This window comes from Propioniciclava coleopterorum, assembly GCF_011393335.1.
GTDB lineage: Bacteria > Actinomycetota > Actinomycetes > Propionibacteriales > Propionibacteriaceae > Propioniciclava > Propioniciclava coleopterorum.
The window spans coordinates 3,332,714-3,347,028 of record NZ_CP049865.1; the positions used below are offsets into that span (position 1 = coordinate 3,332,714).

Annotated in this window: 10 protein-coding genes; 3 read left to right on the top strand and 7 right to left on the bottom strand. The window is 73.4% G+C overall.

The genetic code is table 11. The features are described from left to right. Positions 1 to 30: 30 nt before the first annotated feature. Positions 31 to 1,308 carry an MFS transporter gene (locus G7070_RS15815; protein WP_166234534.1) on the bottom strand — a complete coding sequence of 426 codons (1,278 nt, stop codon included), beginning with the start codon at positions 1,306 to 1,308 and terminating at the stop codon, positions 31 to 33. A 233-nt stretch (positions 1,309 to 1,541) separates the two neighbouring features. Between G7070_RS15815 and G7070_RS15820 the strand changes: the two genes are divergently transcribed. Next, positions 1,542 to 2,840, top strand: a complete 1,299-nt coding sequence (locus tag G7070_RS15820; protein ID WP_166234535.1) for an ABC transporter substrate-binding protein — start codon at positions 1,542 to 1,544, stop codon at positions 2,838 to 2,840. Positions 2,841 to 2,964: 124 nt separating this feature from the next. Further along, on the top strand, positions 2,965 to 3,444 hold the full coding sequence (locus tag G7070_RS15825) for an RICIN domain-containing protein (RefSeq protein WP_166234536.1): 480 nt from the start codon (positions 2,965 to 2,967) through the stop codon (positions 3,442 to 3,444). Between the two features lie 905 nt (positions 3,445 to 4,349). Here G7070_RS15825 and G7070_RS15830 read toward each other — a convergent pair. From G7070_RS15830 to G7070_RS19055, 6 genes are read right to left on the bottom strand one after another with little or no spacing between them, the layout of a single operon-like run. Next, the gene (locus G7070_RS15830) at positions 4,350 to 5,111 is read right to left on the bottom strand and encodes an SDR family NAD(P)-dependent oxidoreductase (protein ID WP_166234537.1); all 762 of its coding nucleotides are present in this window, start codon (positions 5,109 to 5,111) and stop codon (positions 4,350 to 4,352) included. A 39-nt stretch (positions 5,112 to 5,150) separates the two neighbouring features. Next, complete coding sequence (locus G7070_RS15835; protein ID WP_166234538.1) at positions 5,151 to 6,041, bottom strand: DUF2268 domain-containing putative Zn-dependent protease; 891 nt, start codon at positions 6,039 to 6,041, stop codon at positions 5,151 to 5,153. Positions 6,042 to 6,081: 40 nt separating this feature from the next. Further along, positions 6,082 to 6,318: a hypothetical protein gene (locus tag G7070_RS15840; RefSeq protein WP_166234539.1), complete on the bottom strand. Its 237-nt coding sequence runs from the start codon at positions 6,316 to 6,318 to the stop codon at positions 6,082 to 6,084. 23 nt (positions 6,319 to 6,341) lie between these two features. Next, a complete protein-coding gene (locus tag G7070_RS15845; protein ID WP_166234540.1) occupies positions 6,342 to 7,295 on the bottom strand; it encodes a DNA double-strand break repair nuclease NurA in 954 nt (317 codons plus the stop codon). Beyond that, positions 7,295 to 10,588 carry an AAA family ATPase gene (locus tag G7070_RS15850; protein WP_166234541.1) on the bottom strand — a complete coding sequence of 1,098 codons (3,294 nt, stop codon included), beginning with the start codon at positions 10,586 to 10,588 and terminating at the stop codon, positions 7,295 to 7,297. Before G7070_RS15850 ends, G7070_RS15845 begins: the two co-directional genes overlap by 1 nt. Further along, positions 10,588 to 13,497, bottom strand: a complete 2,910-nt coding sequence (locus G7070_RS19055) for an exonuclease SbcCD subunit D (RefSeq protein ID WP_246227164.1) — start codon at positions 13,495 to 13,497, stop codon at positions 10,588 to 10,590. The genes G7070_RS15850 and G7070_RS19055 overlap by 1 nt, the downstream gene beginning before the upstream one ends. Before the next feature lie 332 nt (positions 13,498 to 13,829). Between G7070_RS19055 and G7070_RS15865 the strand changes: the two genes are divergently transcribed. Next, on the top strand, positions 13,830 to 14,186 hold the full coding sequence (locus G7070_RS15865; protein WP_166234543.1) for a hypothetical protein: 357 nt from the start codon (positions 13,830 to 13,832) through the stop codon (positions 14,184 to 14,186). The last annotated feature ends 129 nt before the right edge of the window (positions 14,187 to 14,315 follow it).

Sequence of the window (14,315 nt, forward strand, 5' to 3'; positions counted from 1 at the left end):
GGCGCGGAGGGGAGGCCGCGCCGCGGCGGGTCAGGGCTGCCGGTAGACGCGGCGTGCCACCAGGACGCCGACCAGGGACAGGACGCACATCGCCGCGTAGTAGAACCCCGGGACGGTCAGCAGACCGGTCAGGCCGACGAGCCAGGTGAGGATGAACGGCGCGAACCCGCCGAAGATCGCCACGCCGAAGCTGTACGCGATCGTCATGCCGGAGCTGCGGACCTGGACCGGGAAGATCTCGGACAGCAGCGCCGGCATGGGGGCGAAGTAGAAGCACATCAGGACGCCGACCAGGATCTCGCAGACCGTGAGCATCGCGACGGAGGGGTTCGCCGCCAGCAGCAGGAAGATGGGCCAGCCGGCGAGGATGCCGACCACGGCCGCCGGGATCATCACGGTGGTCGGGCCGACCCGGTCGGCCAGGCGTCCGACGAACGGCGAACCCAGGAACGTGATGACGCCGGCGACGACCGCCCCCGGGAACGCCGACCAGGCCGGGAGCCCCAAATTCTTGACCGCGAACTGCGGCAGGTAGGTGATCAGGTAGACCGAGATGGTCGCCATCGCGATGATGAGGAACGACGCGACCAGGCGGCCACCGTAGCGGCGGATCAGCGTCCGCACCGGGTGCGGGTCGGGCGTGGACGCCTCGAACTCGGGCGTGTCCGTCATCCGGGTGCGGACGTACCAGCCCACGGGGCCGATCAGCAGGCCGATCGCGAACGCGATCCGCCAGCCCCAGTCGTGCAGCATCTCCACAGGCATCAGGGCGGTGAGAAGCCAGGAGATTCCGGCGGCCAGGAACATCGAGATGCCCTGGGTCGCCACCTGCCAGGACGCGTAGTAGGCCTTGCCGTGCGCGGCGTTCTCCGTGAGGAACGCCGTCGCCGACCCGAACTCGCCTCCGGCGCTGATGCCCTGGATGATCCGGGCGATCGCCAGGATGAGCGCCGCCCAGCCACCGATGACCTGAGCGCCCGGGGTCACGACGATGATGAACACGCCCAGGGTCATCAGGCCGATGGTGAGGCTGAGCGCGGCCTTGCGGCCGTGACGGTCGGCGTACCCGCCGATCAGGACGGCGCCGAGCGGACGGACGACGAAGGTGATCGCGAAGGTCGCCCAGGTCATCAACTGGCCGGCCAGCGTGTCGCCGGGGTAGAACACCGCGGCGATGGTGCCGGCCATGAATCCGAACAGCACGATGTCGTACCACTCCAGCGCGTTGCCCAGCGACGCGGCGACGACCGCGCGCCTGGCCCGACTGCGTTCCTCCGCGCTCTGCAGGGAGGCGGTGTCGTGGGACATGGTCCACTTCCTTCCGAGGGATGGGTCCTCCGCTGGGGACCACTCCTCATGTTGCCACGGGTTGCCAGCGTCCCGGCGGACCGTCACCCCTGATGAAGGCCGGATCAATGGCGCGGGTCACTCTCGGCAGGTCACGACTGGGGCACGCCTGCGGCATGGCTCTATCCGCGGAGCGCCGGGCGACTTACGCTGATTCGCAAGGTCGGGCAACAAATCTGATTCAGGAGGAATCAATGGACCGTAGGACTTTCCTGGGGGTGGGCGTCGGCATCGGAGCCGGTGCCGTCCTCGCGGGGTGTGCGCAGGGCGGCGGGGGAGCCGCGACCCCCACCGGCGATCCGACGAACGCCACGCTGCGTTTCACCTGGTGGGGCAACGACACCCGCACCAAGCTGACCAATGCTGCCATCGCGCAGTACATGAAGGACTTCCCGGGCGTGAAGCTCAGCGGGGAGCCCGGTGAGTGGAGCGGCTACTGGGACAAGCTGGCCACGCAGGTGGCGGCCAACGACGCCCCGGACATCATCCAGATGGACGAGAAGTACATCGCCGACTACGGCGCCCGCGGCGTCCTGCTGGACCTGGAGAAGGCCGGCGTCAAGACCGACAAGTTCATGGCCGGCACGGTCGACACCGGGCGCCTGCCCAAGGGCCTGTTCGGCATCAACGCGGGCGTGAACGCGCCCACGATCGTCGCCAACCCGGCGCTGTTCGAGCAGGCCGGCGTCGCGATCCCCGACGACACGTCGTGGACGTGGGACGACCTGCGCAAGACGGCCCTGGAGGTCACCCAGAAGCTGAACAAGTCCGGCACCTACGGCGCCGGCAACCTGTTCGGCCAGGACGGCCTGCTGAAGGCGTTCGTCCGGCAGAAGGGCGGCCAGCAGTGGACCGCCGACGGCAAGATCGGCTGGAAGAACGAGGACGTCGAAGAGTTCTTCACGATGCTGATGGCGATGCAGGACGACAAGTCGATCCAGCCGCCGTCGGAACTCGCCGAGGAGGACACCAAGTCCATGGACCAGTCGGCGATGGCCGGCGGGCGCGTCGCCATGACGTTCCTGTGGTCCAACCAGATCAAGGCCATGGACGCCGCGTCCGGCCAGAGCATGAAGATCCTGCGTCCGCCGGCCGCGGCGGCCTCGCCGAAGTGGCTCTGGTACAAGGCGTCGATGTACTGGTCGGCGTCCGCACGCTCGAAGAACCCGGCGGCCGCCGCGGCGCTGGTGAACTGGCTGTCCAACACCCCCGAGGCGGCCAAGATCCTCACCGCCGAGCGTGGGCTGCCGGCCAACACGGAGTGCCGGGCGGCGATCGCCGGCACGCTGGAGCCCTCGGACAAGAAGGTGTCGGACTTCCTGACCAGCATCGAGAAGGACGTCACGGACGCCGGCGGCATCACGCCGGTGGGCGGCAGCCAGTTCCAGACGGTGATGCAGCGCAAGTACCAGGACATCCTGTTCAAGCGGGCCACCATCCCGGACGCCGTCAAGGCGCTCCGCGACGAGGTGCAGAGCGGCCTGAAGTCCTGACCCGACCGGGAGCGGGGCCGACCATGCGGTCGGCCCCGCTTCTGTTCGCCCGTTCGGCTTCGGCAGGGGGCGCCGCGCGGATGGTCCCTTGACAGCGTTATGGCGTCACCCTCAGATTTGGCGCATGCACCGCACCCTCAGGCTTCTGCTCACCGCCCTCGCCGGCGTGTTCCTCTCGCTGTCGCTCGTCATCACGAGCGCGCCCTCCGCCTCGGCAGCCCCCGGATCCTCCTCGGAGATCAGGACCGTCGGCGGCACCCAGACCGTCTGCATCCAGGCCAGCGGCCGCTACAACAACGTGTTCACCCAGCAGTGCTGGATCGATCGCCACCTCGGCTACTGGTCGTTCACCAAGGTCGGCGGCTACTGGCGCATCACGCACAAGTACTCGGGCAAGCGGCTCGACAGCAACGCGGCCGGGTCGGTCTACCTGCACGCCCCGAACACCGGCAACTATCAGCTGTGGGTCGTCCAGGACCGCGGCAACGGCCAGTACCGGCTGTTGAACCGGGGGACCGGCCGCTGCCTCAACAACGGCTACTGGCTCGGCCGCGTGACGACCCAGCCCTGCAGCACGAGCAAGGACCAGCTCTACCGGATCTGACCGAGCTGGCCCTCCCGGCCGTCCCCGAGCCGCCCGCGTTTGCGACGAGCCGCCCCGGTTTGCGACGAGCCGCCCCGCTTGGGGCAGTTGCCCCCGTTCCTGCGTGGGCAACTGGCGGAAACGGGGGCGTCTGCGTGGGGTGGGGCAGCGCGTGCTGGGGCCGCCCGCGTTTGCGACGAGCCGCCCGTGCTTGTGACGAGCCGCCCGCGTTCGCGACGAGCCGCCCGCGTTCGCGACGAGCCGCCCCCGCCAGCGACGAACCGCCCCCGCCAGCGACGAACCGCCCCCGCCAGCGACGAGCCGCCTCCGCTCGCGACGAGCCGCCCCCGTTTGCGATGAGCCGCCCGCGTTTGCGACGAACCGCCCCCGCTCGCGATGAGCCGCCCGCGTTCGCGACGAGCCGCCCCCGCTTGGGGCAGTTGCCCCCGTTCCTGCGTGGGCAACTGGCGGAAACGGGGGCGTCTGCGTGGGGTGGGGCAGCGCGTGCTGGGGGGCCGCCCCGCGTTTGCGACGAGCAGCCCCCGCTTGCGACGAGCCGCCCGCGTTCGCGACGAGCCGCCCCCGCTTGGGGCAGTTGCCCCCGTTCCTGCGTGGGCAACTGACGCTAACGGGGGCGTCTGCGTGGGTGGGGCAGCCCGTGCTGGGGGCCGCCCGCGTTTGCGACGAGCCGCCCCCGTTTGCGACGAGCCGCCTCCGCTTGGGCCAGTGGCCCCCGTTCCTACGTGGGCGACTGACGCTAACGGGGGCGTCTGCGTGGGGTGGGGCAGCGCGTGCTGGGGAGCCGCCCCTCTAGCGACGAGCCGCCCCCGCATGGGTCAGTTGGGCCCGTTCCTGCGTGGGCGGCTGACGCAAACGGGGGCGACTGCGTCGGTGGGTCAGCGTGCGACCGTCGGGACGCGAGACGGTCAGCGGACGTAGACGCCGCCGTTGATGTCGATGATCGTGCCGGTCACGAACCCGGCGGCGTCGCTGGCGAGCCACAGCACCGCGCCGGCGCAGTCGGCGGGGATGCCCGGCCGGCCGACGGGGATGCCCGCCACGATCTGCTTGCGGGCCTCGTCGGCGGTGAAGGTTTCGTGGAAGGGCGTGTCGTCGATGAAGCCGGGGGCCAGCGCGTTGACGGTGATGCCCTGGGGCGCGAGCTCGCGGGCCAGTCCCTTGGTGAGGCCGAAGACGGCCGCCTTGGAGGTGGCGTAGGCCGTCGCCCCGGGGCCGCCGCCGTTGTGGCCGGCCAGCGATGCGACGTTGACGATGCGTCCGCGGCCGTCGCTGAGGAACGGCTGCACGGCGCGGGTGACGTAGTAGGCGGAGTCGAGGTTCACCGCCATCACCTGGCGCCACAGGTCGGCGTCCAGCTCGGGCAGCGGCGCGCGCCGGACCATGCCGCCGGCGTTGTTCACCAGGATGTCGAGGGCGCCGAACTCGTCGCGCAGTTCGGTGGCGAACGCCTGGACGGCGGCTTCGTCGGTGGCGTCGAGCGGGCGCGCGAACGGCTCGTGCCCGGCGGCGGCCAGCGCGTCGAGCAACTCGGCGTCCGGCTCGTGGGTGCGGTAGGTGACCGCGGTGCGGACGCCGGCGCGGGCCAGCGCGATCGCGATGCCGCGGCCGATGCCGACGCCGCCGCCCGTGACGAGGGCGGTGCGGCCGGCGAGGGTGTCGTTGCTCATGGGAACTCCTGGATCGAGGCTTTCCTCGACCCTAGCGATTCACGCGGTCCGCAGGGACGCCGCCGCCGCGTTCACCACATCCTGGGCGTCGGCCCGCACGCTGCCGGCCGCGGTGGCGCCGGAGACGGCGAGGTAGGCGTCAGCGATCCGGTTCCCCGCCGCGTAGCCGGCGCCGGTCGGCAGCCCCACCGGGGCGGCGCCGAAGCGGGCGGCCGAGGCGTCCCCGAGCACCCAGGGCATCAGGTTCTGCATGCCGGCGATGTCCAGTCCGGCCCACACCCGGTCCAGCAGGACATCGTCGTCGAGGTGGGGGAGCGCGAATGGGGTGTAGCCGGCGTCGCCGTGCAGTTCGCGGGCGAACGCGTCGGCCAGGCCCTCCGCGACCACCTGCTCGGCCACCGTCACGGTCACCGGGTTCCATACGACGCCGCCGGGCGCGTAGCGCACGTTGTGGTGGAGCTCGTGGGCGGCCAGCGCCTCGAGGCGCTCCAGGTTCCGCGGCGTCGGGAGCAGGGTCAGTTCGATGAAGCCGGTGATGCCGCCGAACGCGGCCAGCCCGAGCACTTCGTCGCGGAAGTGGGGGTCGGCGCCGTCCCCGACCGTGAGCAGCACCGTGACGTCCGGGACGCTGAGCCCCGGGTTGGCGGCCTCCAGGGCGCGGGACGCCTCCGTCAGCCCCTGCTCGAGCCGCGACCATGCGTCGGCCGCCTCGAAGGTCTCCAGAGCGGCAAGGGAGAGGTCCTCGTCGCGATCGAGCGGGAAGCCGAACCCGCCGCTGTGGATCTGCGCCTGATCGACGCCGCCCGGGACGAACCGGTACGCGCCCGCCAGCGGAGCGCGCATGCCGCGCAGAAGATCGGGGCGGTCGGCGGGGGGCGCCTGCAGGATGGTGCGGGTGGCGGTGGCGGTGTCGAGGACTCGGATGGCCATGTCCGCCACGGTAGCCGGGGCGCGCTGGGGCCCCAACCGGTCAGGCGCGAGGACGCCAGGTGCGGATCGCCTTGATGAGCTGGCGGACGCCCATCACCATGAGGAGGACGGCGACGACGATGCCGATCATGTTCTGGTCGGTGGTGAGCATCAGGCCCAGCAGCGCGATCCCCGCCAGCAGGATGCCCGCGGCGATGACCAGGCCCAGGAGCTTCTCGGTGAGCGTGCGCTCGGGTGCGGGGGCGGACTGGTCGTCTGGGCGGTCGCTGCTGGTCACGGGGGCACCCTACTGGACCCGGGTCAGCGGGTCGCGGCGAACAGCCCGCGACGGAGCAGCGCCTGGTCGCCCAGCCGGTGGCGCAGCGTCCGCTCCAGCCCGCTGATCGGGTACAGGTTCTGCGGGGCGCGGGGTTCGCGGAACGGCTCGCTGGCGTACCGGGGCAGCACGGCCTGCGACAGGGACGCCAGGGCGACGGCCTCCTCGCGAGGCAGGTCGGGGGAGCACTCGATCCGGACCACGCCCGAGCGCGGCGTGGCCGCCCCGCCCGGCAGCCGGAGGTACCAGGTGTAGCGCTCCCACGTCGTGCCGAGCAGGAACACCGGGGTGCGCTCGCCGGGCTCCAGCGCCGACACGACGTGGTTCAGCTCGGGCGGCAGGTAGGTGGTGTGGTGCGACTTCACCAGGCCTATCGCGCGCGGGACCTTCGTGCGGCCCAGCAGGGGGCCGTCGATGACGAGCAGGTCGTCGGTGTCGTCGCCCGATCGGGCGCGGGCGTTCGCCGCGCAGATGATCTCCAGCTCGCCCAGCTTCTGCTGCAGGGCCAGCGACAGCACGTCGAAGATCTGCTTGCCGGGGTCGGGCTTGGCGTGCACGGCGGCCCAGGTACCGAACCTGGTCGGGATGTCCTCGGCCTCGTCGGCGGTGGTCAGCAGCGCGCGGCGGACCTCGGCCATCTCGACGCTCGCCCCCTCGGCGGTGGAGCGGACGATCCCGGCGGCGTAGGAGGCGCAGAGCGCGGGCTCGGCGTCCGGCCCGCCGTCGGGGCTGATCCACAGCCGCGCCTCCTCGCGGCGGATCCCGTCGACGAAGAGCAGGGTGCCCGGCACCCGCGCGCCCGCCGGCGCGACGGGCCCCCAGCGCTCCGGCGGGACCTCGACGGCCGGGTCGAGCTGGGCCACCGACTGCGCCAGCTCCTCGGCTTCCTGGACGCTGGAGCCGTAATCGGGCGCCCAGCCGTCGACGGAGAAGCGCATCAGCCCTCCCGCACGACGGTCGAGGACCGGGAACTGCGCGACACGTTGAACCGGGTCGGGATCCGCTCGGCGAGCCCCTGCACGTGGGTGACGACCCCCACCAGGCGGTCGCCCTGGGCCAGCCGCTCCAGCGTGAGGGCGACGACCTCCAGGCTGTCGGGATCCAGGGAGCCGAAGCCCTCGTCGAGGAAGATCGACTCCAGCCGGCCGGCCTTCGACGACATCGACCCGAGTTCGGCCGACAGCGCCAGGGCGAGCGCCAGGCTGGCCTGGAACGTCTCGCCGCCGGACAGCGTGCGGACCGAGCGTCGCGCCTCGGCGTCGGTGTGGTCGACGACGTGAAACTCGCCGTTGTCGTGCCCCAGCGTGAACTGGCCGCCGGAGAGCTCCAGCAGCGAGGACGACGCCGACTCGACCAGGACGTCCAGGGCGGCGCCGGCGAGCCAGCGCTGGAACTTCCGTGCGTTCATGTGCTGGGCGAGCAGATCGGCGACCTGGCGGCGCGCCTCGGTGTCGGCCCGGGCGGCGCGCAGCGTCACGAGCTTGTCGAGGTCGTCCACGATCCTGCGGTGCAGATCGTGCGCTAGGGCCTGCTGCGCGGCCACGGCGGAAGCGACCTCGCCGGACGCCGTCACCTCGACGCCGCGGGTGAGGGCCGCGTCCAGCAGGGCGAGATCCGCCGCGGCGACGCCCTCGTCGGCCGCGACGACGGCGTCGCGGGCACGCTGCAGCGACTCCGCGGCGTCCGCGCGGGTGTCGTGCGCCCACGCCGCCAGGGCGGCCCAGGCGGCCGGCAGGTCCGAGGGGTCCACGGCGGGCGCGCCGAGCGGGATGAGGGGCTCGCGCGTCTCGCGGAGCAGCGCGCCGGCTGCTGTCACCTCCCGGCCCAGCGCTGCCTGGCTGGCCAGGGCGGCGTCCCGGGCGCGACCGGCATCGGTCCGCGCGGTGAGCGTCACCCGCTCGCGTTCCTCCAGCCCGGTCAGCAGGTCGAGGTCCTGGGCCGTCTGCTCCGCGTCGGGCGCGCCGTCGAGGGCGGAGGCGAGCTCGTCGCGGCGGGCCCGGGCACGCGCGAGGGTGTCCTCGGCGCGCACGGACGCCGCCCCGGCCACGCGCACGGCGTCCGCGGCGCGCTGCCGTTCGGCGGCTGCTCGTTCGAGCGTGGCCCCGGCGGCTGCTAGGGCGTCGGCCGCGGCGTCCCGTGCCGACCGCGCGTCGGGCAGGGCGTCGTCGTCGAGCCGCGCGACCTCGGTGGCGGCCCAGCCGGCGAGCTGCCGCCACGCCTCGTGCAGCGGCAGGGCGTCGGTGTCGGGTGCCCCCAGCGGGGCGACCCCGGCGCGCGCCGAACGCAGGCCTGCGAGGGCGGCGTGCCGCTCGGAATCGAGGGCGCCGGCGGCCCGGGTCGCGCCCGCGAGCGCGTCGCGGCGGGCGAGGCGCTCGGCGTCGGCCAGGTCGGCGGCGGCGCGGGCCTCGTTGGCCCTGGCCAGCGCGGTCGCCGCGGCCTCGCGCAGCGCGGCCGGGTCGCCGCCGTCGGGCAGCAGGGTGGCCAGCTGCTCCCGCGCCTGCGTGACGGCGCGGGCGTGCCCCCTGACCTCGGACTCCGCGCGGGTCGCGGCGTCGCGGGCGCTGCGGGCGGCGGCCTCGGCGTCCCGGAGAGCGGAGCGGGCCGCGTCCGCCTCGGAGGAGTCGAGGGGGGAGGGGAGCGTCGCGACGGTCGCGGTGCAGACCGGACACGCGTCGCCGACGCGCAGGTGCCCGCGCAGGCCCGCGGCGGTCGCCACCTCGAGGGCGGCGTCCGCCCGGACACGCGCGCGCTCCAGGTCGGCGTCGGCCGTCTCAGCGTCCTCGCGTGCCCGGTCGAGCGCGGCGCGGGCCGTCTCGTGGTCGCGCTCCAGCCCCGCGGCCGTGGCCGCCAGTTCGAGCGCCTCGCCGTAGCGCCGTTCCTCGGCTGCGAACGCGTCGCGGTCACCGGCCGCCCGCAGGGCGCTCCGGGCCAGCTCGTCGGCCGCCTCGGCCTCGGCGTGCGCCCGCGTGGCGCCCTCGACCTCCGCGGCGGCGGCGTCCAGGCGCGCGGCCAGGTCGTCGAGCCCGTCGGGCGGGGTCAGCGCGGCGACGGTGGTGCGGCGGCCGAGCAGGCCCGTCAGGGCCGCCTCGGCGTCGGCGTCGGTGCGCTCCGCGGTGAACCGGGCCGCGACGGCCTCGGTGTGGGCGATCTCTGCGGAGGCCAGCGACTCCCGGGCCGACGCCTCCTCGTCGCGGACCCGGACGGTTGCCTCGGCCAGGGCGGGCAGCGCCGCGTCCAGTTCGGCGTGCTCGGTCCATTGCTCCCGGCGGCGCTCCAGCACCGACCGGGTGCCGGCGGCCTCGAGGGCCTCACGGGCAGCGGTGAAGGCGTCCTCGGCGTCGGCCGCGGCGGCGGCGAGCCGCTCGGCCTCCGCCCGTGCGGCGGCGGAGCGCTCCGCCAGGTCGGCCACGCCGTCGGGGATCGTGACGGCATCGAGCCGGGCGACGGTGTGCTGGGCGGCGGTCAGGGCGTCGGCGGCAGTCCGGGAGCGGTCGCGCGCCGCGTCCAGGTCGCGCCGCAGCCCCTCGGTGAGCGTGCCGAGCGCCTGCAGGTCGGCCAGGCGTGCGGCCGCCCGCTCGGCAGCCTCGGGGGTGGCGTCGGAGAGATCGTCGATCCGGGCGTCGGCGGTGGCCAGCTCGGCGTCGGCCTGGCTGCGGCGCGCGCCGGCGGCGCGCCCGATGGCGTCGTACTGGAAGGCGCCCAGCAGCTTGAGCAGGATGTCCTGCCGCTCGCGGCTGGTGGCGTTCAGGAACTCGGCGAACCGGCCCTGCGGCAGGACGACGGCCTTGGTGAAGTCCTCGAAGCTCAGCCCCAGCAGCTCCTGCACGGCAGGGGTCACCTCGCGCACCTCGGTGGCCAGCGGCTGCACGTGGTCGCTGTCGGCCGTGGCGCTCGTGGGGTCGTCGAACCGCTCCAGGGTGGCCGACTTCTGCAGCGGCTTCCCCCCGACGCGCCGCACCTCGCGGGCGACCTGATAGCGCTCGCCGCCGACGTCGAACACGAAGCGGACGGTGCCGCTGTTGACGGTGGGCGCAAGGGCGTACTGGACCGACGCGGCCCGATCCCAGCGAGGTGCCGTGCCGTACAGCGCGAACACCATGGCGTCGATCACGGTCGACTTGCCGGCGCCGGTGGGGCCGACGAGCGCGAAGTAGTCCGCACCCTCGAAGTCGACGGTGGTGGCGGTGCGGAACGACGCGAAGCCGTTCATCTCCAGGCGGACCGGGCGCATCAGTGGACCTCCGTCGTCTCGTCGAGCAGGTCGGAGAACAGGGCGTCCAGACGGGGATCGTCGATGCCCACCTCCTGGCAGTAGGCGGCGAACAGCTCCCGCGGGGAGCGGCTGGTGTTCTGGGCGGAGTGGCGGGGGCGCTCCTGGGTGAAGTCGGGGTGGATGCGGACCTCGAGCGCGTTGGGCAGCAGGTCGAGGACCTCGTCGCGCAGCCCGGCGCGGGTGGGCTCCTCGACGACGACGCGCAGGTAGTCGTCGCCGTACTCGGCGGCCGTGGCGCGCAGGTGCGCGACCGTGCCCGAGACGGTGCGCAGCCGCTTGCCCGCCGTGATGGGGACGTCGGTGACCCGGGCGGGGGCGTGCGGGCTCGCCTCGACGAGGCAGACCACCGGGGTGTTCTCCTGCTCGCCGAAGTCGACGGCCAGGGGAGCGCCGGAGTAGTGCACGGGCGCGGGCGCGGGGATCTGCTGGCGCCGGTGCAGGTGCCCGAGCGCGACGTAGTGCGCGGTGTGCGGGAAGGACTGCGCCGACACGTGGTACTCGAAGATCGACTGGGCCTCGCGCTCGCCGCCACCCATCACGCCGCCGGTGCAGGTGAGGTGCGCCATGACGATGTTGACGGTGTCGGTGCCGAACGACCCGGCCAGCGTCGCGATGATGTCGCGGACCGACTGCTCGTAGCGTCCGGCGTTCTCCGACGGGGTGCCGGTGACGATCTCCTCGGTGCCCACGATGTGCCGGCGGGAGACGAACGGCACGAGCGCCACGACGGCCTCCTCGCCGGTGGAGCGGGCCGTGAAGCGGTGCACGCCGCCGTCGACCGCGGCCCGGATCTGGCCGGTGTAGCTGATCCCGGCGGCGGCCATGAGCTGCCGCAGCGCCTCGAAGGTGCGCGCGTGGTCGTGGTTGCCCGCGATGACGACGACCTCGATGCCGGACGTGGCGAGCTTGAGCAGCGCCCCGTTCACCAGGCGCTGCGCCTCGGCGCTCGGTGCCGCGGTGTCGTACAGGTCCCCGGCGAGGAGGACGGCGTCCACCTGCTCGCGCAGGGCGACGTCGATGATCTCGGCCAGGACGGCGCGCTGCTCGTCGAGGCGGCTGCGGCCCTTCAGGGTCTTGCCGACGTGCCAGTCGGCGGTGTGCAGGAGCTTCACTGCTCTCCTTGTCGAACGATGGGACTTACTCAGTAGGGGGCGGGTCGGCTCAGAAGGGGGCGGGGTCGGCGTCGCGCGCCATGCGCGACATGATGTTCGAGGCCCCGGACGCCTCGGGCGCGGTTTCGGACTGTCGGGTCGCCCACGCCGGGAACGGGAACTCCACGGCCAGCGGTACGGGGAGTTCGGGCTGCGACACGAACATGGCGCCGGGCTTGGCCAGGGTGGCGCGCTGGCGCTGCGAGGTCGGCAGGAAGCCGTACTCGGGGCGTCCCGCCTCGGCCGGGTCGAGGCGTCCGACGATCCGGATCGAGGAGTTGGACACGATCCGCCGCTCCACCTCGGACGCCGTCTGCTGCGCGCCGATGAGGATGATCCCCAGGGACCGGCCGCGCTCGGCGATGTCGAGCAGCACCTCCTTGATGGGGGAGTTGCCCTCGCGGGGGCGTGCTTGTTGAGCTCGTCCAGCATGGTGAACAGCAGCCCGCCCGCGCCGGCGCGCTCCTTGGCCTCGGTCTCGGCGCGCAGGACGACGCCCACGACGAACCGCTGGGCGCGCTCGGGGAGGTTGTGCAGGTCGACGACGGTGACGCGGCTGTTGCCGGTGGAGACGCGGCGCTTCGCCTCGTGGCCGGCCAGGTCGCCGCGGAGGAGGCGTCCGAGGGGCTTGAGCGAGGAGCGCAGCCGGCGGATGAACGCGTTGACCGACCCCATCGTCGTGGCCGCCCCCGCCCAGTCGGGGCGGGTGGCGTCGTCGGAGAGCCGGTCGACGATGAAGTCGACGAGCTGGTCGTAGGTGCGGAGCTGCCGGCCCTCGATGGTCACCGCGCCGTCGGTCCCCGCGGGCTGGGCCTCGCGGCGCAGCCGGGCGGCGACCTGGTGGATGACGAGGGTGTACTGGTTGCGGTCGTCCTCGGCGTCGGCGAACACGTAGGGGAGCAGTTCCTGTTGGCAGAACTCCGCCAGCGTCCACCAGAAGGCGTCCACGCCGCTGGTGCGCCCGGCGACGTGCGGGCGCCCCGTCAGGTCGCCCGGGGTCGGGGGAGCGAAGAAGCGCACCGAGTCGAATGGGGCGGCCGGCAGCCCCAGTCGCGCGTAGGCGGCCCGCAACGGGTCGTCGAGTCGCGCGTTGGCCTTGTCGAGGAACATCAGGTCCTCGCCCTTGACCGCGAAGATCAGCGCCTTGGCGACCAGCGCCCGGTCGCCGAGCACGCCCGAGGAGAACAGTGAGTGGAGCAGGAACAGCGCGAAGCTGGTCTTGGTCGCGACACCCGAGATGCCGGAGATGGACACGTGCGCGCCCCGGGTGCCGTCGAGGAAGTCCAGGTTGATGTAGACGGGCTCCCCGTCGCGTCCGAGCCCGACGACGACCTTCTTGTCCATCGTGTCGAAGTAGAGTGCGCGGTCCCGGACGGCCCCGGTCGCCCGGCGCGCGATCGTGCTGGGCAGCGGCGGCACGTACACCTCGGGGTCGACCCGCGTCGTGGTGACCTCGGCGACCTCCTGGGTGTGGGCGGGCAGGACCCCGTCGGCGATCAGGAAGGCGTCGGACCCGTAGCTGGCCCCCTCGTGGCGGGCGACCACCTGCGTGACCACACCGGACGTGCGCACCGGCCCGACACCGGGGACGTCGCGCTCGGTGGTGACCACGTCGTCGAGTTGCAGGTAGGCGTCCGGGCCGACGGCCACGCTGAACTTCAGGGGCGTCGAGTCGCTGGTGCCGGCGACGAGGCCGACGGGATCGTCGAGGGTCATGGAGCCTTCCACGCGAGGGATCAGGGTTCGTCGTCACGATAGCGCCGCCCACCGACAGAATCCGGCGAATCCCGGCGGGGTCGCCCGGGCGCGGGGCGGCATGCGACCGGGGCGCTGCAGCAGGGGCCGCTCGGAGGGGGTTCCGGCGGGCCAGGAGCGCGCCGGTTGGAGGGACGCGCCGGGGCGGGCGCCGCACCGGTGGGAGGGGGCGCCAGGGTCGGACGCCGCCCGATGGGAAGGGCGCGCCCGAGGGAGGACGCCGCACGGCGTCCACGGCTGACGGCCGTAGTCGCAGCCTTGACGGCCCGCACAACGGCGTCCACGATGCTGAGATGCAGACTCAGGGAGCGCCCCCGCCCGAGCCGACCGACTCCGCCGCGCGCCGCGCCACCGCGTTGGCCGCCAGCGCGTTCCTGCTCCCAGTGGCGCTCGGCTACGTGTTCACCGCGATCATCAAGCTCATCAACCCGGCCGACGTCGACGTGACCCAGGGGCTCGCGTACCTCACCGAGATCCTGACCGTCACCTGGGGGGCCGCCCTGATCTGGGTCGTGCTCGTGGTCGTGCTGCTCTGGCGCGTGGGCTCGCGGCTCGGACGCCCGGCGGTGCGCAGCGCCTGGACGGTCCTCGCGGTCCAGGGCGTCCTGATCGTGGTGATCATCATCGCGTCCCTCGTCGCGCCCGGGTGACCGTGGGGGCGAGTCTCGGGCGTGCAGGGATGATCGGCATCGTGCGTCGGCGCGGTCGCGTCAGCGGGGGAGCGCGCCCCCGATGAGCCCACCGGCCTCGTCCCTAGGTGGGCAACTGCACTGAACGGG